This window comes from Brevundimonas sp. GW821-FHT12C05, assembly GCF_058807475.1.
This window is the reverse complement of sequence record NZ_JBXAQS010000002.1, coordinates 518,580-539,233: the sequence shown is the minus strand read 5'-3', so window position 1 is coordinate 539,233 and position 20,654 is coordinate 518,580. Positions and strand designations below refer to the sequence as shown.

At 69.3% G+C, this 20,654-nt stretch carries 19 protein-coding genes and 1 pseudogene; 11 read left to right on the top strand and 9 right to left on the bottom strand.

The annotated features are described in order from the left end of the window. The 3 genes and pseudogenes from AC1RRF_RS12045 to AC1RRF_RS12035 form a co-directional block, all read right to left on the bottom strand. Positions 1 to 741: pseudogene (locus AC1RRF_RS12045) on the bottom strand (hypothetical protein); the annotation flags it as partial. Positions 742 to 878: 137 nt separating this feature from the next. Next, positions 879 to 1,646 (bottom strand): ABC transporter permease, encoded by a 768-nt coding sequence (locus AC1RRF_RS12040; RefSeq protein ID WP_492834787.1) that lies wholly within the window; start codon positions 1,644 to 1,646, stop codon positions 879 to 881. Then, complete coding sequence (locus AC1RRF_RS12035) at positions 1,646 to 2,584, bottom strand: ABC transporter ATP-binding protein (protein WP_492834785.1); 939 nt, start codon at positions 2,582 to 2,584, stop codon at positions 1,646 to 1,648. Before AC1RRF_RS12035 ends, AC1RRF_RS12040 begins: the two co-directional genes overlap by 1 nt. Before the next feature lie 187 nt (positions 2,585 to 2,771). Between AC1RRF_RS12035 and AC1RRF_RS12030 the strand changes: the two genes are divergently transcribed. Next, on the top strand, positions 2,772 to 4,097 hold the full coding sequence (locus AC1RRF_RS12030) for a PQQ-dependent sugar dehydrogenase (RefSeq protein ID WP_492834783.1): 1,326 nt from the start codon (positions 2,772 to 2,774) through the stop codon (positions 4,095 to 4,097). A 55-nt stretch (positions 4,098 to 4,152) separates the two neighbouring features. Here the strand turns inward: AC1RRF_RS12030 and AC1RRF_RS12025 are convergent, their stop codons facing one another. Next, complete coding sequence (locus tag AC1RRF_RS12025) at positions 4,153 to 4,683, bottom strand: hypothetical protein (RefSeq protein ID WP_492834781.1); 531 nt, start codon at positions 4,681 to 4,683, stop codon at positions 4,153 to 4,155. Between the two features lie 313 nt (positions 4,684 to 4,996). Here AC1RRF_RS12025 and AC1RRF_RS12020 point away from each other — a divergent pair, with 313 nt between their 5' ends. The 5 genes from AC1RRF_RS12020 to AC1RRF_RS12000 all read left to right on the top strand — a co-directional run bounded on the left by AC1RRF_RS12020 (position 4,997) and on the right by AC1RRF_RS12000 (position 10,643). After that, positions 4,997 to 6,796: a long-chain-acyl-CoA synthetase gene (locus tag AC1RRF_RS12020; protein WP_492834816.1), complete on the top strand. Its 1,800-nt coding sequence runs from the start codon at positions 4,997 to 4,999 to the stop codon at positions 6,794 to 6,796. 81 nt (positions 6,797 to 6,877) lie between these two features. Continuing rightward, the gene (motA, locus tag AC1RRF_RS12015; RefSeq protein WP_492834779.1) at positions 6,878 to 7,744 is read left to right on the top strand and encodes a flagellar motor stator protein MotA; all 867 of its coding nucleotides are present in this window, start codon (positions 6,878 to 6,880) and stop codon (positions 7,742 to 7,744) included. A 261-nt stretch (positions 7,745 to 8,005) separates the two neighbouring features. Beyond that, entirely contained in the window at positions 8,006 to 8,290 is a 285-nt protein-coding gene (locus tag AC1RRF_RS12010) for a hypothetical protein (protein WP_492834777.1), read from the top strand. Between the two features lie 95 nt (positions 8,291 to 8,385). Then, positions 8,386 to 10,194, top strand: coding sequence for a tRNA (5-methylaminomethyl-2-thiouridine)(34)-methyltransferase MnmC2 (gene mnmC2 / locus AC1RRF_RS12005; protein ID WP_492834775.1), 1,809 nt, complete (start codon positions 8,386 to 8,388; stop codon positions 10,192 to 10,194). Positions 10,195 to 10,226: 32 nt separating this feature from the next. Next, complete coding sequence (locus AC1RRF_RS12000) at positions 10,227 to 10,643, top strand: hypothetical protein (RefSeq protein ID WP_492834773.1); 417 nt, start codon at positions 10,227 to 10,229, stop codon at positions 10,641 to 10,643. On the opposite strand, the gene scpA is transcribed toward AC1RRF_RS12000, so the two are convergent. After that, entirely contained in the window at positions 10,640 to 12,778 is a 2,139-nt protein-coding gene (gene scpA / locus AC1RRF_RS11995; protein WP_492834771.1) for a methylmalonyl-CoA mutase, read from the bottom strand. The two genes, AC1RRF_RS12000 and scpA, sit on opposite strands and share 4 nt — an antisense overlap. Continuing rightward, complete coding sequence (locus AC1RRF_RS11990; protein WP_492834768.1) at positions 12,775 to 14,163, bottom strand: methylmalonyl-CoA mutase family protein; 1,389 nt, start codon at positions 14,161 to 14,163, stop codon at positions 12,775 to 12,777. The genes scpA and AC1RRF_RS11990 overlap by 4 nt, the downstream gene beginning before the upstream one ends. 234 nt (positions 14,164 to 14,397) lie before the next feature. On the opposite strand from AC1RRF_RS11990, the gene AC1RRF_RS11985 reads away from it, so the two are divergent. Next, on the top strand, positions 14,398 to 15,099 hold the full coding sequence (locus tag AC1RRF_RS11985; protein WP_492834766.1) for a glutathione S-transferase N-terminal domain-containing protein: 702 nt from the start codon (positions 14,398 to 14,400) through the stop codon (positions 15,097 to 15,099). A 59-nt stretch (positions 15,100 to 15,158) separates the two neighbouring features. Here AC1RRF_RS11985 and AC1RRF_RS11980 read toward each other — a convergent pair whose 3' ends face one another. Beyond that, entirely contained in the window at positions 15,159 to 15,725 is a 567-nt protein-coding gene (locus AC1RRF_RS11980) for a DUF308 domain-containing protein (RefSeq protein WP_492834765.1), read from the bottom strand. A 202-nt stretch (positions 15,726 to 15,927) separates the two neighbouring features. Here AC1RRF_RS11980 and AC1RRF_RS11975 point away from each other — a divergent pair, with 202 nt between their 5' ends. Then, positions 15,928 to 16,323 (top strand): MarR family winged helix-turn-helix transcriptional regulator, encoded by a 396-nt coding sequence (locus AC1RRF_RS11975; RefSeq protein WP_492834814.1) that lies wholly within the window; start codon positions 15,928 to 15,930, stop codon positions 16,321 to 16,323. Between the two features lie 109 nt (positions 16,324 to 16,432). On the opposite strand, the gene AC1RRF_RS11970 is transcribed toward AC1RRF_RS11975, so the two are convergent. After that, on the bottom strand, positions 16,433 to 17,131 hold the full coding sequence (locus AC1RRF_RS11970) for a pirin family protein (RefSeq protein WP_492834763.1): 699 nt from the start codon (positions 17,129 to 17,131) through the stop codon (positions 16,433 to 16,435). Positions 17,132 to 17,243: 112 nt separating this feature from the next. On the opposite strand from AC1RRF_RS11970, the gene AC1RRF_RS11965 reads away from it, so the two are divergent. The 3 genes from AC1RRF_RS11965 (at position 17,244) to AC1RRF_RS11955 (ending at position 20,116) form a co-directional block, all read left to right on the top strand. After that, on the top strand, positions 17,244 to 18,173 hold the full coding sequence (locus tag AC1RRF_RS11965) for a LysR family transcriptional regulator (protein ID WP_492834761.1): 930 nt from the start codon (positions 17,244 to 17,246) through the stop codon (positions 18,171 to 18,173). A 212-nt stretch (positions 18,174 to 18,385) separates the two neighbouring features. Continuing rightward, a complete protein-coding gene (locus AC1RRF_RS11960; RefSeq protein ID WP_492834759.1) occupies positions 18,386 to 19,168 on the top strand; it encodes an alpha/beta hydrolase in 783 nt (260 codons plus the stop codon). Positions 19,169 to 19,294: 126 nt separating this feature from the next. Further along, positions 19,295 to 20,116, top strand: coding sequence for an alpha/beta fold hydrolase (locus AC1RRF_RS11955; protein ID WP_492834757.1), 822 nt, complete (start codon positions 19,295 to 19,297; stop codon positions 20,114 to 20,116). Positions 20,117 to 20,167: 51 nt separating this feature from the next. Here AC1RRF_RS11955 and AC1RRF_RS11950 read toward each other — a convergent pair whose 3' ends face one another. Next, a complete protein-coding gene (locus tag AC1RRF_RS11950) occupies positions 20,168 to 20,626 on the bottom strand; it encodes a hypothetical protein (protein ID WP_492834755.1) in 459 nt (152 codons plus the stop codon). Positions 20,627 to 20,654: the final 28 nt, after the last annotated feature.

The window sequence follows — 20,654 nt, the reverse complement described above, 5'->3', positions numbered from 1 at the left end:
AGCCACGGCGGCGCGAACCGGCGCGGCCGCAACGGGCGGCGGAACCACGGCAGGGGCGGGCGCCTCGGCGACGGGCTCAGGCTGGGCGACGACGGCATCCGCCGGAGCGGCGATCTCGGGCGAGACCGGCGGCGCGGCCACGATGGACGCCGCGGGCGCGGGCGTCTCGGCCGGCGACCGCGTCAGGGCCCAGGCGCCGACGGCCACCGCCGCCAGGGCGGCCACGCCGCCGCCGACGTAGAGCGGCAGACGCCCGGAGGGTCTTCCTCGCGCCGCGGCGATCCCGGCGCTTGCGGCGCGGGGCGGCGCGACAACCACGATATCGGCCAGGGGCTCGACCTCGGGGGCGGGCGTCGGGACCGGAGCGGCGACGGGCAGCGGCGCGGGTTCCGGCTCGGGCAGAGGACGCACGGCGAGGTCTGGAGCGGTCGCGGCGGGCGCAGGCTCGGGCTTCGGCGCCGGGCGTTCGGGTTCAGGCGCCGGCGTCGGTGCGGGTCTCGGCGCGGCCGGGGCGGCGCGCGGGATCATCGAACCGCTGAGGATGCCCGACGGCCGGAGCGGGGCGGCGCGGGGCTTCGGCGGTTCAGGCAGGGGCGGCAGGGTCCCGCCGCGTGGCAACGGCCCGGCGCGGAACACCGTCGCGGGCGGGCGACCCCAGGTCACCGAGCGGCGGAAAGACTCCGGCTGGGCCTGGCCGTTGACGGGCGAACCGTTCGGCTTGGGATCGTTCTGGTTGGACATGCAGGCTCCCGCGCCGTGTACGGCGCGTTTCTCAAACGCGGACTGCCGACGAAGGTGGCCGCCGATCTGGCCGCTTTCGTGACGGTCTACAGCGAAACGGCCGGGTCGGACACCGTCCAGCCCGGCCCCGGGGTTCGCTAGTTCTTCAGCCGGTAGCCGGTGCGGAACATCCAGCCGATGATGGCCAGGCAACCGAAGAGGAAGCCCAACGTCGCCGTCAGGCTGACGCCGATCCCCACGTCCCCGGACCCGTAGAAGGTCCAGCGGAATCCGGAGATCAGATAGACGACGGGGTTGAAGTGGGTGATCGTCCGCCACGGCTCCGGCAGCATGTGGATCGAATAGAAGGACCCGCCCAGGAAGGTCAGCGGCGTCACGACCAGCATGGGAATGAACTGCAGCTGTTCGAAGCTCTGCGCCCAGATCCCGATGATGAAGCCGAACAGGCTGAAGGTTGTCGAGATCAGAACCAGGAACAGCAGCATCTCGATCGGATGCAGGATCTGCAGCGGCACGAAGAGGGCCGCCGTGGCCAGGATGATCAGCCCCAGCACCGCCGACTTGGTCGCCGCCGCCCCGACATAGGCCAGGACGATCTCCAGCGGACTGACGGGCGCCGAGAGCAGTTCGTAGATCGTGCCGGTGAATTTGGGGAAGTAGATGCCGAACGAGGCGTTGAAGATCGACTGGGTGAACAGGCTCAGCATGATCAGCCCGGGCACGATGAAGGCGCCGTAGGGCACGCCGTCGATCTCGGTCATCCGCGATCCGATCGCCGAGCCGAAGACCACAAAATACAGGGCCGTGGTGATGACCGGCGTCACGATGGACTGCCAGACCGTGCGCAGGGCGCGCGCCATCTCGAAGCGGTAGATCGCCCAGACGCCGTAACCGTTGAACGCCATCACGCCGCCTCCGACTTCGACTGGTGGACCAGGCCCACGAAAATATCCTCCAGCGAGCTCTGGCGCGTACTCAGGTCCTTGAACCCGACGCCGATGTCGCTGAGCCGCCGCAGCAGGGACGGCACGCCGGTTCGCTCGGCGTTTGAGTCGAAGACATACTCCAGCTCGGCCCCGTCCGACTTGAGCTCCAGGACCCAGTCCGACAACTCGGCGGGCAGGACTTCCAGCGGCTCCTGCAGTTGCAGGGTCAGGGTCTTGCGGCCCAACTTCTTCATCAGGGTCGTCTTGTCCTCGACCAGGATCAATTCGCCCTTGAGGATCACGCCCACCCGGTCGGCCATCTCCTCGGCTTCCTCGATATAGTGGGTGGTCAGGATGATGGTCACGCCGCGCTCGCGCAGCTTGCGGACCATCTCCCACATGTCCTTGCGCAGTTCGACGTCGACGCCCGCCGTGGGCTCGTCGAGGAACAGGATGTCGGGCTCATGGCTCAGGGCCTTGGCGATCATGACCCGGCGCTTCATGCCGCCGGACAGGGTCATGATCTTGGCGTCCTTCTTGTCCCACAGGCTGAGGTCGCGCAGCAGCTGCTCGATATAGGCCGGGTTCGGCGCCTTGCCGAACAGGCCCCGGCTGAAGGTCACCGTCGCCCACACCGTCTCGAAGGCGTCAGTGGTCAATTCCTGCGGCACCAGGCCGATGACGGTGCGCGCCTTGCGGTAGGCCTTCTGGATGTCATGGCCGTCGGCCGTCACCGTGCCGCTGGTGGGCGTGACGATGCCGCAGACGATCGAGATCAGGGTGGTCTTACCCGCCCCGTTCGGTCCGAGAAGCGCGAAGATTTCGCCCTTGGCGATCGTCAGATCGACGGGCTTGAGGGCTTGCAGCCCGGATTTATAGGTCTTCGTCAGACCTTCGATGGTGATGGCGGCCGGCATGGGGTCCCTCTCCCTGGGGCCCGCAGATATGCGCCGACCCCGGTCCGGACAAGGGCGCCGCGGCTCCAGCGGAGCTATATCTTTTCGCCACACGCCGCCGGTCGCGGAACCTGGATCGCCGCCGCGTATTCCCGCGCAGGACACGCTAACATCCGGACGTGCCCCCGCGCCGCTGAAGGAGCCTCGCATGTCTCGTACCGGCCTCGCCCTCGTCTCCGTCCTCGCCCTTTCGCTCGCCGCCTGCGGCACGGAGTCGACGCTGGATCCCGCCGCCGGCTACGGCGCCGATCCGGTGCTGCCCGCGCCCAGCCACACCCTGCTCCCGACGGTCAATATCGCCGACGCCGCCGGCTGGCCCGAAGGCCGGACCCCGGTCGCGGCACAGGGCTTCCGGGTGCAGGCCTTCGCCGCCGGGCTGAACCATCCGCGCTGGCTCTACCGTCTGCCCAACGGCGACATCCTGGTGGCCGAAACCAATGCGCCGCCCAAGCCCGAGGGGTTGGACGACGGCGCCGGGGGCGGTTTCCGCGCCTGGGCCCAGAGACTGGTGATGAAGAAGGCCGGCGCGCGCACGCCCAGCCCCGACCGCATCACCCTGCTGCGCGACACCGACGGCGACGGCGTGGCCGAGACCCGGTCGGTCCTGCTGGAGCACCTGATGTCGCCCTTCGGCATGGCCCTGGTCGGAGACACCCTCTACGTCGCCAACGCCGACGCCGTGGTGGCCTTCCCCTACCAGACCGGCCAGACGCGGATCGAGGCCGCGCCGCGCAAGATCGCCGACCTGCCCGCGGGCCGGAACCACCACTGGACCAAGAGCCTGGTCGCCAGCGCCGACGGATCGCGCCTGTATGTCGGGGTCGGGTCGAACTCCAACATCGGCGAGAACGGGATGGACGAGGAAACCGACCGCGCCGCCATCCTGGAGATCAATCCGGCGACCGGCGCGCGCCGGGTCTACGCCTCGGGCCTGCGCAATCCGGTGGGGCTGGCGTGGCAGCCGGACAGCGGCCGGCTGTGGGTGTCGGTCAATGAGCGGGACGAGCTCGGCAACGATCTGGTCCCCGACTACATGACCTCGGTCACGCCCGACGGCTTCTACGGCTGGCCGTTCAGCTACTACGGCCAGATCGTCGACACCCGGGTGGAGCCGCAGGATCCCGCCCTCGTCGCCCGGGCGCTGCGGCCCGACTATGCACTGGGCGCCCACACCGCCTCGCTGGGCCTGACCTTCGGCGAGGGGGCGCTGTTCCCGGCCCGCTATCGCGGCGGAGCGTTCGTCGGCCAGCACGGCTCGTGGAACCGCAAGCCGCGCAACGGCTACCGCGTCCTGTTCGTGCCCTTCGCCAACGGCGTGCCGTCCGGCCCGCCCGAGGACATCCTGACCGGCTTCATCAGCGCCCAGGACAAGGCCATGGGCCGTCCGGTCGGGGTGCAGTTCGACCGGACCGGCGCCCTGCTGGTCGCCGACGACGTGGGCAACGTCATCTGGCGCGTCTCGCCCGCCGCCTGACAGGCGAAGGCCCCGGCGGATCACTCCGCCGGGGCCTTGCATCATTCAACCGGGATCAGCTCAGCGGTTCGACCACGATGACCGGCGGCGGGGGGGCCGGGGTCGGAGTCACGGTCGGCGCCGGGGCGGCCGGAGCGCTGTTCAGCGTCGAGGTCACCGGCGACGGCGCGGGCGCGGCGACGCGCGGAGCCGGCGCGGGAGCGGGCGTCTCGGCGCGAGGCGCGGCGCGGCGGGCCGCCGGGGCTTCACGACGGACCGGCGCGGGCGCGGCCTCACGCACGGGCGGCAGGGGCGTGGTGTCGACCGGAGCGGGTTCCGCTGCCATCGGCAGCGGAGCCGGGGTCGTCGGCAGGACCGGAGCGGTCGCCGCCGCTTCGGCCAACGGAGCCTCGGCGACGTCGCCGCCGCCGTTCATCACCATCATGGCGGCGGCGCCGCCGATCACCAGAACCCCGATCGGGGCCAGGATCATCCAGGTACGCATGCCGCCCTTGCGGCGAAGCTGGGCCTTGGTGCGCGCATAAACGGGGACGAAGGTCTCTTCGCCAACGGCGTCAGCGCGGTCTTGGGGATAGGTAATGGACATATCTGTTCCTCCTTGAGCGTGGGTTCCCAACCGCCCCGGAAGAGCGCGGTTCCGCGAACAGGTTGAATGTCCTGAAGAAACACCTTTGCTGACACATATGCGGCGGCAAGCGCCCGGTTTGGCGGCCCTCATCCGGCCAGATGAGGCGACGCGGTGGTCCTCAAGTGACGTTGCGTCACCGCCGCTTCGGCGCCACGCCCAGCCGCAAACCGTTCGCAAACGGCCAAAAACGACGCGTCGATTCTCCCACCGGTTGACCCGGGGGACTGGCTTGTTCATCACCAGAGAGGGCATCTGGCGAGTGGACGTGGCTATGGGTTTGGTGGCGAACATCCGGCGAGACATTCGGTTCGTGAAGGGCCTTCGCCGCCTGCTCGGCCGCATCAAGCCGATCACCATGGACAGCGTCGACCTGGTCTGTGACGACTGGGAAGAGGCCGTCGACAAGTTTTCCGACAACATCGCCATCCAGGACGACCGCCGCTCGATCACCTATCGAGAGCTGGACGCCATGGCCAACCGGTTCGGCCACTGGGCTGTCAGCCGTCGCCTGAAGCGGGGCGACTCGGTCGCCCTGGTGATGCTGAACCGGGCCGAATACATCGCCGCCTGGCTCGGCTTCTCCAAGGTCGGGGTCGGCACGGCGCTGATCAACACCAACCTGACCGGCCACGCCCTCGCCCACTGCCTGACCATCTCCAACGCCTCGCAGGTGGTCACCGACGAGGACTGCTGGCGCAAGGTCGAGGAGGCGCGCCCGCTGGTCGACCGTAACCTGATGCTGTGGGTGCTGGGCCTGTCGGACGCGGACGAGGCGGATGAGCGCCGTGGTCTGGACAAGCCGGTGCGCAGCGGCTCCTCGGTGCGGCCCGCCCGCTCGATCCGCTCGGGCCTGACCAACCGCGACACGGCGTTGTACATCTACACCTCGGGCACCACCGGCCTGCCCAAGGCGGCCCGGATCACCCACGCCCGCGCCCGCACCTATATGCGCGCCTTCGCCGGGGCGACCTCGGGCACCGAGAAGGACGTGACCTTCAACGTCCTGCCCCTCTACCACTCCACCGGCGGCCTGGTCGGCATCGGGCCGGCCCTGCTGAACGGCGGCCGTCTGGTTCTGCGCAAACGCTTCTCGGCCACCAATTTCTGGCCGGACGTGAAGGCCTCGGGCGCGACCCTGTTCGTCTACATCGGCGAGCTGTGCCGTTATCTGGTGAACTGCCCGGAGAATCCGGACGAGCGCGCTCACAAGCTGCGCCTCGCCTTCGGCAACGGCCTGCGTCCCGATGTCTGGGAAGATTTCCAGAAGCGCTTCGCCGTGCCCGAGATCCTTGAGTTCTACGGCTCGACCGAGGGCAACGTCTCGCTGTTCAACTTCGACGGCAAGGCGGGCGCGATCGGTCGTGTTCCAGGCTTCCTGAAGAACCAGATCAACTGCCGGCTGGTCCGCTTCGACATCGATACCGAACTGCCCGTGCGCGGTCCGGACGGTCTGTGCCAACTGGCCAAGCCGGGCGAGGTCGGCGAAGCCCTGGGCATGATCGGCGACGACACCCGCCACGCCTTCTCCGGCTATGCCGACAAGGCGGCGTCCGAGAAGAAGATCCTGCGCGACGTGTTCGCCAAGGGCGACCGCTGGTTCCGCACCGGCGACCTGATGAAACAGGACTCGGACGGCTATATCTATTTCATCGACCGGATCGGCGACACCTACCGCTGGAAGGGCGAGAACGTCTCGACCGCCGAGGTGGAACAACGGCTCGCCGACGCGCCGGGCATCAAGGAGGTCGTGGCCTACGGCGTTCCGGTGCCGGGTCAGGAAGGCAAGGCCGGCATGGTCGCCCTGGTGATCGACGGCCGCTTCTCGGCCAAGGTCTTCGCCGAATGGGTCGACCAGGAACTGCCGTCCTACGCCCGCCCCGCCTTTATCCGCCTGATCAAGTCGGCCGAGACGACCGGGACCTTCAAATACCGCAAGATCGATCTGGTCGCCGACGGCTTCGATCCGGACAAGGTGGACGGCGCCCTCTACGTGCGCGGCGGCAAGAACGGCTACGCCAAGCTGACCGAGGCGGCGCGCGCGGCGATCCTGTCCGGTGAAACCCGGCTCTGATATCGGCGGAATCGCAACCGCAGATTAATCATTAACGGCGATGGTCGGGCTCTCGCGCGCGTTGGGGCTCCCCGTCTTCTCATGTTCCAGATTATCGGCATTGTGCTGCTGTTCGCCCTTGTGTTCGGCAGCTACGCCATCTCGGGCGGCAAGTTCGAGGTGATCCTGCACGCCGCGCCTCACGAGCTTATGGCCATCGGGGGCGCGGGCATCGCCGCCTTCCTGATCTCCAACAGCGTGCCGGTCCTGAAGTCCTCGCTCAGCGGGCTGGGCAAGGCCTTCGCGGGGCCCAAATGGAAGAAGCAGGACTACAAGGACCTGCTGTCGCTGCTGTTCCAGCTGACCAAGACGATGAAGTCCAAGGGCGTCATCGCCCTGGAAAGCCACATCGAGAAGCCGGCCGAGAGCCCCATCTTCCAGAAATATCCCAAGGTGCTGAAGGACCACTTCGCCACCGACTTCATCTGCGACACGCTGCGGATGATGACCATGAACCTGGAGGATCCTCACCAGATCGAGGACGCCATGGAAAAGCAGCTCGAGAAGCACCACCACGAGGCGTCGGGCGCGCCCGGCGCGCTGCAGAACCTCGCCGACGCCCTTCCGGCGCTGGGCATCGTCGCGGCCGTGCTGGGCGTCATCAAGACCATGGGCTCGATCACCGAACCGCCGGAAATCCTCGGCGGCATGATCGGCGGCGCCCTGGTCGGCACCTTCATGGGCGTCTTCCTGGCCTATGGCCTGGTCGGCCCGCTGGCCGCGCGTCTGAAAGCGATCGTCGACGAGGAAGGCGCCTACTACAAGATCATCCAGTCGGTGCTGGTCGCCCACCTGCACGGCAATGCGGCCCAGATCTCGGTCGAGATCGGGCGCGGCGACATCCCCTCGTCGGCCCAGCCCTCCTTCGCCGAAATGGAAGAGACCCTGTCGGCCGCGCCGACCGTATAGCCTCACGGGTTCTTCACGGGCGCTCAACGCCGATCACGGTTCCGGGAACGCAGTCAACCTGCCTGTAGAGGGCGGCACGACGCCATCGACCCCGGTCACCTGACCGCCCGTTCCATGGGGCCGGGGCGGAAAGCCGCCGCCTCCGTATGTTACGCCCGTTCACGAAGCCGTGAGATTTTTACTTGCGCTTCGTCTCACCTTCCCGTTAGCTCCGAGGTGCGAGGACTCATGATCTCGTGAACCTTCTGAAGGATGAAACCCATGCGCATCACTGCTCTGATCGCCGCCTCGGCCGCCGCTCTGGCCCTGGCCGCCTGCCAACCGGCCGCCGAAGAAAAGGCCGCTGACGCCTCGGCCGACGCCGCTGCCGCCGCCGACACCGCCACGGACGCCGCCGCGACCGCCGACCAAGCCGCCGCTGACGCGACCGCCGCCGCCGGCGACGCCGCCGCCCACGCCGCCACCGCTGCTCCGGCCGCTGACGGCGCGATGGCTCCGGCCGCCGCCCCGGCCGCTCCGGCCGCCGCTCCGGCTGCTGCTCACTAAGAGCTTCGAACACGGCCTTCGGGCCTGGTTCGAGAGAAGGGTCGCCCTCACGGGCGGCCCTTTTTCGTTGCCCCCCGCCCGTGTAGGTCGAGGCCATGACCGATGACCGCTCGCCCCGGCTGCTGTGGACCGAAGACGGCGCGCCGCAATCGGGCCGGTTCGGGGACGTCTACTTCTCGCGCGAGGACGGCCTGGCCGAGACCCGCGCCGTCTTCCTGGCGGGTTGCGGCCTGCCCGAGGCGTGGACCGGACGGCGGCGCTTCACGGTGGCCGAGCTGGGCTTCGGCACCGGGCTGAACATCGCCGCCCTGCTGGACTTGTGGCGGCGCGAAGGCCCGCCGGAAGGACGACTGCACATCTTCTCGGTCGAGGGCTTTCCCCTGACGCGCGACGAGGCCGCCCGCGCCCTGTCGGCCTGGCCCGAGATCGCCGACGCCGCCGAGGCCCTGCTGGCCGCCTGGCCCGCCCCGACGCCGGGCCTGCACCGGCTCGACCTGCCCGGCTTCAACGCCACCCTGGATCTGGCGGTCGGCGAGGTGGAGGACGCCCTGACGCAATGGTCCGGCGCGGCGGACGCCTGGTTCCTGGACGGCTTCGCGCCCTCGACCAATCCCGGCATGTGGTCCGACGTGGTGATGGGCCTGATCGCCGCCCGATCGGCCCCTGGCGCGCGCGTGGCCACCTTCACCGTCGCGGGCGCGGTCCGGCGCGGCCTGACCGAGCGGGGCTTCACGGTCGAGAAGCGGCCCGGCCATGGCCGCAAGCGCGAGCGGCTGGAGGCCCGGGCGCCGGGCCAGGTCTCCGATCCCGCCCCGCCCCGGGTCGCCGTCGTCGGCGCCGGCATCGCGGGCGCGGCCCTGGCCCGCGCCTTCGTCGCCCTGGGGCTGCGTCCGACGGTCATCGAGGCCGAGGGGTCGGGCGCGGGCGCTTCGGGCTTCGCGGCGGCCCTGGTCACGCCGCGTCTGGACGCCGGGGACCGGGGCATCGCCGCCCTGTATGCTTCGGCGCTGGAGCGGGCCGCGGCCCTGTACGCCGCCACGCCCGGCGCGGTGCTGAGCCGGGGCGTGCTGCAGCTGGAACAGGCCCCGCGCGACGCGGGTCGTCACGCCAAGATCGCCGCGCAGGACCTGTGGCCCGAAGCGGCCATGGTTCCGCTGGACGCCGCCGCCTGCGCCGCCCGGCTGGGCGAACCGATCGAGACCGGGGGCCTGTGGATGCGCGACGCGATGGCCGTCCAGCCCGCCGCCGTGCTGGACGCCTGGCTGGCGGACGCGGACCGGATCGCCGCCGCCGCGGCCGGGATCGAACCGGGCGACGACGGCTGGCGGATCCTCGCCGCCGATGGGACGACCCTGATGGAGGCGGACATCGTGGTCCTGGCCGCCGGATGGGGCAGCGCGGCCCTCGCCCCCGGCGCGCCGCTGGCGCCCGTCGCCGGGCAGGCGGAGGTGATCGAGGGCGTCGACGGGGGACCGGTCGCCTGGGGCGGCTATGCGGTTCCGACCGGCGCCGGCCTGCTGTTCGGCGCCACCCACGACCGGGGCGTGACCGATCCCGCGCCCTCGGAGGAGGCCGGCCTCCGTAACCGGGCGACCGTGGCGGCGCGCCTGCCCGGACTGGCGGCGCGGATCGAGGCGGCGGGGCCGTCGCAGTCCCGGGTCGCGGTGCGAGCCACGACGCCCGATCGCCTGCCCCTGGCCGGCGCGTTGGCCGACGGTCTCTACATCCTCGGCGGCCTGGGCTCGCGCGGCTTCTGCGCCGCGCCCCTGCTGGCCGAGCATGTCGCCGCCGTGTCGATCGGCGCGCCCTCTCCGCTGGCGCTGGACCTGGCCGCCCGGGTCAAGCCGTCGCGCCTTCCCGGCGCAAAGGGGCTTGCGCAACCCGGCGTATCGTTCGACGGTTGAGCTTGTCGGGGGTCGACATGAGGAAGTGTTCCATGCGCACGCCTGTCCTGACCTGTCTGGGTCTTTCCGCCGCCGCCCTGATGGCCGCCTCCTGCGCGCCGACCGCCACGACCGGGGACAGCGCCGAAGCGCCGCTGGCGCGGCAGTGTTTCAACGTCCAGCAGGTGAGAAACTTCCGACAGGGCCGCATGGATCAGGTGTTCCTGCGCGTGGGCCGCAGCGACGTCTATGAGATGACCGGCGTCGCCTGCCGCGACCTGGACTTCGCCAACCGGATGGCCATCGTGCCCGACTTCGCCGGGGCCGTCGGATCGCGGCTATGCACCGGCGACCTGGCCCGCGTGGTCGTGCCGGGTGCGACCGCGTCGACCGAAGTCTGCCGCGTCCGCCTGACCCGCAGGCTGTCCGATGCGGAGGTTGCAGCCCTGCCCGCCGCCTACAAGCCCTAGGCTTTCTGGGCGTAGCCGAGGCGCTGGTTCAGCTTCTCGATCAGGTCGATGGCCGTGTCGGCGATGACCGAGCCAGGCGGATAGACGGCGGCCGCGCCGCTTTCGAGCAGCGGCTGCACGTCTGACGGCGGGATCACCCCGCCGACCACGATCATGATGTCGGACCGGCCCAGCTTCTCCAGCTCGGCCTTCAGCTCGGGCACCAGCGTCAGATGGCCGGCCGCCAGCGAGGAGGCACCGACGGCGTGGACGTTCTTCTGCACGGCTTCCTGCGCCGCCTCGGCCGGGGTCTGGAACAGGGAGCCGGCGGTGACGTCGACGCCCAGGTCGCCATAGGCGGTGGCGACCACCTTCTGGCCCCGGTCGTGGCCGTCCTGACCCAGTTTGGCGATCAGGATGCGCGGCGGGCCGCCGTCGTTCTCGATGAAGGCGGCGACCATGTCGCGGGCCCTGGAGATCTTCGGATCGTTCCCGGCCTCTTTCGCATAGACGCCCGAGACGGTCTTCACGGTGGCGATGTGGCGGCCGAAGGCAGCCTCCAGCGCGTCCGAGATCTCGCCCACCGTGGCCTTGGCCCGGGCGGCCTCGACGGCCAGCTGCAGCAGGTTGTCCGTCCCGTGCGCGCCCTTGGTCAGGGCGCCGAGGGCGGCCTCGGTCGCCGCCTCGTCGCGTTCGGCGCGCAGGCGCTTTAGCTTGTCGATCTGCGCGGCCAGCACGGCGGCGTTGTCGACCTTCAGCATCGGGATGTCGTCGGGGACGTCGTTGAAATAACTGTTCACCCCGACCACGGTCTGCTGGCCGGTGTCGATGCGCGCCTGGGTCTTGGCCGCCGATTCCTCGATGCGCAGCTTGGGAATGCCGGCCTCGATGGCCTTGGCCATGCCGCCCAGGGCCTCGACCTCGGCCATGTGGGCGCGGGCGCGCTCGGCCAGTTCGTGGGTCAGGCGCTCGACGTAGAAGCTGCCGCCCCAAGGATCGATGACCTTGGTCAGGCCGGTCTCCTGCTGGAGCAGGATCTGGGTGTTGCGGGCGATCCGGGCCGAGAAGTCGGTCGGCAGGGCCAGGGCCTCGTCCAGGGCGTTGGTGTGCAGGGACTGGGTCTGGCCGCCCGCCGCCGCCATGGCCTCGACCATGGTGCGCGAGACGTTGTTGAACACGTCCTGAGCGGCGAGGCTCCAGCCGGAGGTCTGGCAGTGGGCGCGCAGGGAGAGGGAGCGCTGATCCTTGGCGCCGAATTTCGATACCGCCTCGGCCCACAGCAGGCGGCCGGCGCGCATCTTGGCCACCTCCATGAAGTAGTTCATGCCGATGGCCCAGAAGAAGGACAGGCGCGGCGCGAACCGGTCCACGTCCATGCCCGCCTCGACCCCGGCCTTCAGATATTCGATGCCGTCGGCGAGGGTGTAGGCCAGCTCCAGGTCCGCCGAGGCCCCGGCCTCCTGCATGTGATAGCCGCTGATCGAGATGGAGTTGAACTTGGGCGCGTGCTCCGCCGTCCAGGCGAAGATGTCCGCGATGATCCGCATGCTCGGGGTCGGCGGGTAGATGTAGGTGTTGCGGACCATGAACTCCTTGAGGATGTCGTTCTGGATGGTCCCGGTCAGGGCGCTGTGCGCCACGCCCTGCTCTTCCGCCGCCACGATATAGAGGGCCAGGATCGGCAGGACGGCGCCGTTCATGGTCATCGACACCGACATCTGGTCCAGCGGGATGCCGTCGAACAGGGTGCGCATGTCGTAGATGCTGTCGATGGCCACGCCGGCCATACCGACGTCGCCCTTCACCCGCGGATGGTCCGAGTCATAGCCCCGGTGGGTGGCCAGGTCGAAGGCGATGCTGAGCCCCTTCTGACCGGCGGCGAGGTTGCGGCGATAGAAGGCGTTGGACTCCTCGGCGGTCGAGAAGCCCGCGTACTGGCGGATGGTCCACGGATTGCCCGCGTACATCGTGGGATACGGCCCACGATGGTAGGGCGCGATGCCCGGCAGGCCGTGGATGAAGTCCAGCCCGTCCAGCGCAGGGGCGGCGTAAGCGGTGGAGACCGTCAGCCCCTCGGGCGTCTTCCACGGCGCGCGAACCGGACCGGTTCCGGTGGGCGACAGGTCGAGCGGCAGGGTGGAGAATTTCGGGCTCATCGGGCGGCCTCCCCGGCTTCGAAGGACGCGGCGAGGCGGAAGGGCGTCAGCGGCGTGCAGGCGTCGCCGCCGCCCGCAGGGGCCGCGCCGGGATCCGGGTCGAAGGTGGTCGGACGCGGGTCGGGGTCCACGAATTTGGTGACGCCGACGATCTGCTTCGATCCATTGGACAGGGCGCGCTCCAGCACCTCTCGGGCCCGGGCGACGCGGGACTGGACCAGGTCGCCGCGCAGGGCCTCGACCAGCCCGCCCTCGGCCTCGATGACCTGGAACTCGGCCCAGCCGGCCTCGGCCAGCTCACGGGTGCGGTGATCCAGGTACCAGCTGCCCGCCGCCGGATCGTCGACCCGGCCGAGGCTGGCCTCCTCCATCAGCACCAGCTGGGTGTTGCGCGCCTGGCGCCGGGCGAAGGCGTCGGCCCGGCCCTCGGCGCGGACGAAGCCGTCCAGCACCACCGCGTCGGCCCCGCCGACGGCGCCGGCGAACCCGGCCGCCGTCAGCCGGAGCAGATTGGGCCAGGGGTCGCGCGCCGACAGCATCCGCCGCGAGGAGCGGGCCTCGATGACCGCCGGGACCTCGTGTCCATAGGCCTTGGAGATCGAGCGCCACATCAGGCGAAGGGCCCGGACCTTGGCTAGGCCGTCGAAATACTCCTGGTCCACCGCGACGCTGAGCACCACGCTCTTGAGCGCGGCCTCGACCGGCATCCCGGCCTCGACGGCGGCGTTGATCAGGGTCACGGCGTTGGCGGCGGCGAAGGCCAGCTCCTGGGCGATGGAGCCGCCGGCCTCATGCGCGACTCGGCCCGAGGCCAAGAAGAAGGTCGCGTCCGGATAGGCGCCGGCGTGCCGCGCCGCCGTGTTGGCGGCCAGGGTCAGGTGTTCGGTGATCGATCGGGGGGCGGCGCCGGCCTCCGCGAAGGCCGAGACCGGATCCATGTGGAACATCAGTTTCGCGCGCGGCGAGCCCTTGGCCGCGACGGCCAGGGCGTTGGCCGCGTCGGGGCCATCCAGCCCGGCGTCCAGGCCGACGGCCGCCAGTTCCAGCGCCACGCCGTCCAGCGCCTTGGCCAGGGGCTCGCTGTCCGCCAGCACGGCGCCTTTGAGCAACACCGAGGCCGCCCCGCCCTGCAGGTCGGCCAGCATCGCCGCGTTCACCGCCGCCGGATCATCGCCCTCGACCAGGGCGCGCAGGTCCCAGGCCCGGCCCTCGGCGTCCGACGGACGCGGGGCGAACACCGTCTCCACCCCGGTGGCCCCAGCGTAGAGCGGACGCACGACCAGATTGTCCGCGTCCATATGGACGAGACTTTCCAAGGGTTTATCCTTCAGCGCCTTCTCGGCGAGCGTCTTCCATTCGGCGGGGGACGGCGTGGGAAAGGTCATGGCGTCTCCATTGCCCCCGTCGGCGCTCCGGGTCCAGAGAGCGAACATTCCGGACTCAGCGAAAACACCGTTCGATCTGTCCGAAGCGTCCGGATCGTCCGGGCGGGTGAGCGTGGCGATGGGGCATGATAGGCTCGCGACACGTCAGGTTCGGACGCATCAATCCGCCGCCGACACGGTTGCGATTGAAGCGGACCGCCCTACATCCTGCCGGAGCTTCACAGGATCCCCCACATGGCCGACCTTTCCGCCTTCCCCATCACCACCCGCTGGCCCGCCCAGCATCCCGACCGGCTGCAGCTGTATTCCCTGAACACACCCAACGGGGTGAAGGTCTCCATCATGCTGGAGGAGATCGGCCTGCCCTATGAGGCGCATCTGGTCGACATCACCAAGAACGAGACCTGGGGTCCGGAATTCCTGTCGCTGAACCCGAACGGCAAGATCCCGGCGATCATTGATCCGGACGGCCCGGGCGGAAAGCCGCTGGCCCTGTTCGAGTCGGGCGCCATCCTGGTCTACCTGTCCGAAAAGACCGGCCAGCTGATCCCCACCGATCCCGCCGCCCGTTACGAGACCCTGCAGTGGGTCATGTTCCAGATGGCGGCCATCGGCCCGATGTTCGGGCAGGTCGGCTTCTTCAACAAATTCGCGGGCAAGGCCTTCGAGGACAAGCGTCCGCTGGAGCGTTACGTCGGCGAGGCGAAGCGGCTGCTGGGCGTGCTCGAAACGCGGCTTGAGGGCCGCGACTGGATCATGGGCGACTATTCGATCGCGGATGTCGCCACCCTCGGCTGGGTGCGCAATCTGATCGGCTTCTACGAGGCCCGCGACCTGGTCGGCTTCGACGACCTGAAGAACGTGCCGGCCTGGCTGGAGCGCGGCCTGGCCCGTCCGGCGGTGCAGCGCGGGCTGGAGATTCCGGCCAGGGGCTGACGACCGCGCGGCTTCCCTCTTCCGGCGAAGAGGGAAGCCGACGACCGCACAGCCCTACTTCAACGGGCCGCGCGACCTTTCCTGACGGTCAGCAGGATGGCGGAAACCAGGAAGTAGAAGACCCCGAAGGCCGCATAGCCGGCCACGACGGCGATCGCCGGCCGCGTCATCGGACCGGTGGACATGAAGATGAAGAAACCGCCGGCCGCCGCGGACTGCGCGCCGCTGAGGGCCATCGCCCACTGGGCGCCATAGGCCCGCCATCGACGGACGGCGGTCGCGAGCTGGAGCAGCCCGGCGCCGGTGGCCCAGGCGCCGAACAGACCGAGCACGAGCCCCTGACCGATCGTCAGGGCGACCGCGACAGCCACCGCGACCAGACCGCTCACCACCATATTCAGGGCCTGGGACCGATTGGCCCCGAAGCCGCCGTTGGCGCGGGCGTCGAGTACGTTCGCCAGGGCGTCCCACGCCGGGTAGAGCACCAGCAACGCGCCCGCGACGGCCGGTTCCCTGACGCCGACCGTGAAGGCGGCCGCGACCCATAGCGTCCCCACACCCGCCCGGAGCGCATAGTGGTTTCGAAGCGAAGCGGCGGGCTCCTGCCCGGGGACGATCTTGGCCATGACGGCTCCGTTGATTTCAATGATGTCGCGACATTCGTTGTCACGACATCTATCTGGTAGTGAGCCTCAGGGCGGCTGTCGAGTGAATAATTGTCACGACATCTATTTTCGGCGATAAGCCGGTAATCGCTTCCCGGAGAACACCTTGGCCCGCACCGTCACGCTCGACGAACAGCTGTGCTTTTCACTCTATGGGGCGAGCATGGCCATCAACCGGGCCTACAAGCCGCTACTGGACGGGCTGGCCATCACCTACCCGCAGTATCTGGTGCTGAGCGCGTTGTGGGAGGTCGACGGGCTCGGGGTCGGCGCCGTCGCCGAACGGCTTGGGCTCGATTCCAGCAACGTCACGCCCCTGGTGAAGCGGATGGAGACGGCGGGACTGGTCACGCGGTCACGCAGCGCCGATGACGAACGTCAGGTCGCCGTCCACCTGACCGAACAGGGGCGCGACATGCAGGCGCGGAGCGCCTGCCTCGGCGAGACGCTGTTCGCCGCCGCCGGGGTCGGCGTCGACCGGCTCGTCCAGCTGAACAAGGATGTCCAGACGTTCCGGGATTCGGTGACGCGGTTCATCAGCGACCGCCAGCCGCATTGAATGAAAAAGGGGACGACCGCGAGGTCGTCCCCTTTTCGCCTTTGAAAGCTGCGGACCCGCGGCGTCGGGGGGGCAGACAGGGAACCGCGGGCCCGCTCCGGCCGGAGGCTTACGCCGCGTCGACCAGGACCAGTTCGGTGTCGGACAGGGCCTTCACCGTAATCGTTTCGACCTCGGCGATGGCGACGCCGTCACGGGCGTTGGCCCGCACGCCGTTGACCTCGATCTCGCCGTGGGCCGGAACCAGATAGCCGCGACGGGCGCCGCCGAGCGGATACTCAGCGGTCTCGCCGGCCTTCAGGGTCGCCGCCACGATGCGGGCGTCGGTGCGGATCGGCAGGGCGTCGCCGTCGCCGTCGAAGCCCGAGGCCAGGACCACGAACTGACCGGCGCGGTCGCCCTTGGGGAAGGGTCGCGAACCCCAGGCGGGCTTCTCGCCGCGGCGGGTCGGCTCGATCCAGATCTGGAAGATCCGGGTCAGGTCCGGCTCGGCGTTGTATTCGGCGTGACGGATGCCGGTGCCCGCGCTCATCACCTGGACGTCGCCGGCCTCGGTGCGGCCCTTGTTGCCCAGGCTGTCCTCGTGGGTGATGGCCCCTTCACGGACATAGGTGATGATCTCCATGTCCGCGTGCGGGTGGGGCGGAAAGCCCGTGCCGGCGGCGATCTCGTCGTCGTTCCAGACGCGCAGATTGCCCCAGCTCATCCGCTTGGGATCATAGTAGTTGGCGAACGAGAAATGGTGTTTGGCGTTGAGCCAGCCGTGGTTCGCGCCGCCCAGGCTGTCGAACGGTCTCAGCTCGATCATGGTCTTGTCTCCGCGCCCCGCCGTCGGGGCCGCTGTTGCTTGACGACAAGATAGCGATCGGCTTCGGATCCAAAATAGAAACACCTGAAACTCATCGTTTCGCGGAGCGCGCATGTCGAAACTGCCGGACCTGGAGGCCCTGGCCATCTTTTCGAAGGTGGCCGAGACCCAGTCCTTCTCGCGCGCAGCGGAGGCCCTGGCCCTGTCCAAGGCGACGGTGTCCAAGGCGGTCAGCCGCCTGGAGCTACGTCTGGGCACGACCCTGCTGCACCGGACTTCGCGCCGCTTTTCCCTGACCGACGCGGGGCGGACGCTGGCGGCGCGCGCCGGCCAGATGCTGAGCGAGGCCGAGGCGGCGGAAGGCGAGATGCTGGATCAGGCGGTGAAGCCGCGCGGCCTGGTGCGGCTGGCGGCGCCGATGTCGTTCGGCATGGCCTATGTGGCTCCCGCCCTGCCCGAATTCCTGGCCACCCATCCGGACGTGTCGGTGGACCTGCACCTGTCGGACGAGGTCATCGACCTGGTCGGCGGCGGCTTCGACTGCGCGCTGAGGATCGCGGCGTTGGCGGACTCATCGATGACGGCGCGGCGGCTGCGTCCGATCCAGCGCTACCTCGTGGCCTCGCCCGACTATCTGGCCCAACGGGGACGGCCCGAGCATCCGTCCGACCTCGTGCGCCACGCCTGCCTCGGCTACGCCTATCTGCCTAACGCCGAACTGTGGCGGTTCGTGAACCGGGCGGGCGAGGAGGCGACGGTGCGGCCGCACGGTCCCTTCCGCGCCAACAACGCCGACGCCCTGACCTATGCCTTGTGCGCGGGCCTCGGCGTCGCGCCCCAGCCCGACTTCATCTACTGGCGCGACGTGGCTGCGGGGAAGCTGGAGACGGTGATGACCGACTGGAGCCTGCCGCCGATCGCCCTGCATCTGGTCGCGCCGGGCGGCGGTCCGCGACCCGCGCGGGTGACGGCGCTGATGACCTATCTGGCGGCGAGATTCTCGGGACCGCTGTGGCCGGGCGACACGGTCGGCAAGCGCTGAGGACTCCGCGACACCGGAGTTGATCCCGGTGTCATCTTCCCCGCCGGGCCCATTTGTGGCTCAATGGCCAAGCTGTCAGTTGATCAGCGCGTTCGCCGCTTCCCATCCCGGCGAACCCGTCCTCCGAGCGTCCGCGTGACGTCGCTTTCCAGGCGGCGTGAGACCCGTCTGACCGCGCGGCGGCGGCGTCGCGCCCGATCCTGAGGTTGACCATGTCCAAGACCATCATGCTGATCCACGGCGCCTGGCTGAACTCGGCCAGCTGGGCCGGCTTCAAGGCGCGCTATGAGGCCAAGGGTTATACCGTCGTGGCCCCCGACTGGCCCTATGACGACCGCACCCCGGCCGAGCTGCGCGACTATCCGAACAAGGCCCTGGCCAAGATCGGTCAGGTCGATCTGTTCGATCACTATGAGCGGCTCATCCGCGCCCTGCCCGAGACGCCGATCCTGATCGGGCATTCCATGGGCGGGGTCTGCGTTCAGCACCTGCTGGACCGCGGCCTGGGCGTGGCGGGGGTGGCGATCAATCCGGCGCCGACGCCGGGCGTGCCGCTGGGCGGCCACGCCATCGTCTCGGCCCTGCCGGTCTTCATGGACCTGTTCAGCTGGAAGAAGAGCAAGACCATGTCGCGGAAATTCTTCGCCGAGCGCTTCGCCCAGACCGCGCCACGCGATCAGGTCACGGCGCTGTACGACGCCTACATCGTGCCCACGCCGGGCAAGGTCTACTGGGACGGCGTCACCGGCGCCTCGGGCAAGATCCACTGGAAGAACCCGAAACGGGCGCCGCTGCTTCTGATCGCCGGAGAGATCGACCTGATCGCCGACGCGAGCATGGTCCGCAACATCTACAAGAAGCAGAAGCAGGCCCCGACCCGCACCGACTACAAGGAATACGCGGGCCGGTCGCACTGGAACTGCATGGATGCGGGCTGGGAGGCGGTCGCCGACGACGCGCTCGGCTGGGCCGTCGAGCACCAGATCCAGCGCTAAGCCGAGACCACTTTCCGGAAAGATTGAGTTTCGATCGTTTCCGTTTTCACCCACACCCTCCAGGGCGATGATCCGTTCGTCAAACACCGACGGCGGCTTCCGCCCGAACCCTCAGGAGAGACTTCGATGGCCTTCATCACCGCGAACGACGGCGCCCAGATCTTCTACAAGGACTGGGGCAAGGGTCAGCCCGTCCTGTTCAGCCACGGCTGGCCGCTGAGCGGCGACGCCTGGGACGCCCAGATGCAGTTCCTCGGCTCGAACGGCTATCGCGTCATCGCCCATGACCGCCGCAGCCACGGCCGCTCGGACCAGACCTGGGACGGCAACCACATGGACCAGTACGCCGACGACCTGTCGGCCTTGATCGAAAAGCTGGACCTGAAGGACATCGTCCTGGTCGGCCACTCGACCGGCGGCGGCGAGATCACCCACTACGTCGGCCGTCACGGGACCAGCCGGGTCGCCAAGATCGTCCTGATCGGCGCGGTGCCGCCGCTCATGCTCAAGACCGAGGCCAATCCGGGCGGCCTGCCGATCGAGGTCTTCGACGGCATCCGCAAGGGGACCTACGATGACCGCAGCCAGTTCTTCAAGGATCTGACGATGCCCTTCTACGGCTACAACCGGCCGGGGGCGAAGATCTCCGAAGGGGTGCGCGAGAGCTTCTGGCTGCAGGGCATGATGGGCGGAATCAAGGGCCAGCTGGACTGCATCCACGAGTTCTCGGAGGTCGACTACACCCCGGACCTGGAAAAGTTCGACAAGCCGACCCTGATCATCCACGGCAGCGACGACCAGATCGTCCCGATCGACGCGGCGGGCCGCAAGTCGCACGAGATCGTCAAGGGTTCGATCCTGAAGGTCTATGAGGGTAGCCCGCACGGTCTGGCCACCACCGAGCAGGACCGCCTGAACGCCGACCTGCTGGAGTTCATCCGCAGCTAGGCCTCTCCGCCATGGTCTCCCGGGGCGGCCGTGGGCAGAGCCCACGCCGCCCTACTCGGGCGCTGTGACGCAGACCGCGCCGTCTGTCACCGCTATGCCCGCGCCTTGCGGCGTCCAGCCCAGCGGGGTCAGTTCGTCCGCGCCGAAGCAGGCCTGTCCAGTACGTCCGCTGAAGCCGGTCATGGCCCGCACCAGCGGTTCGGCGCCCGGGCGTTGCTCGACGATGAGCGCCAGCCGGTAAGGCCGGATCCATGGCGATCCCATCTCGACCCGCGCCGCGAAATCGGCCTCGACGGCGGGCCCCGCCAGCGTCCGGGCGCCGGTATAGCGCCCGAGGAACAGCGAGGTGCAGTTGGGCCGGTCACAGAGCGGTTGCGGATCGGTTTCCGACACCGTGGTGGCGACCACCAGGCTCAGGCGTTCGGGCACGGGCGGCGGCAGAGCCGCGGGCGGCGAATAGGCCGGCACGCTGAGCGTCTGCGCCGCCAGTAGGCTGACGATCCAATGCATCTAGGTCCCCTGCTCGCGCTGGATGAAC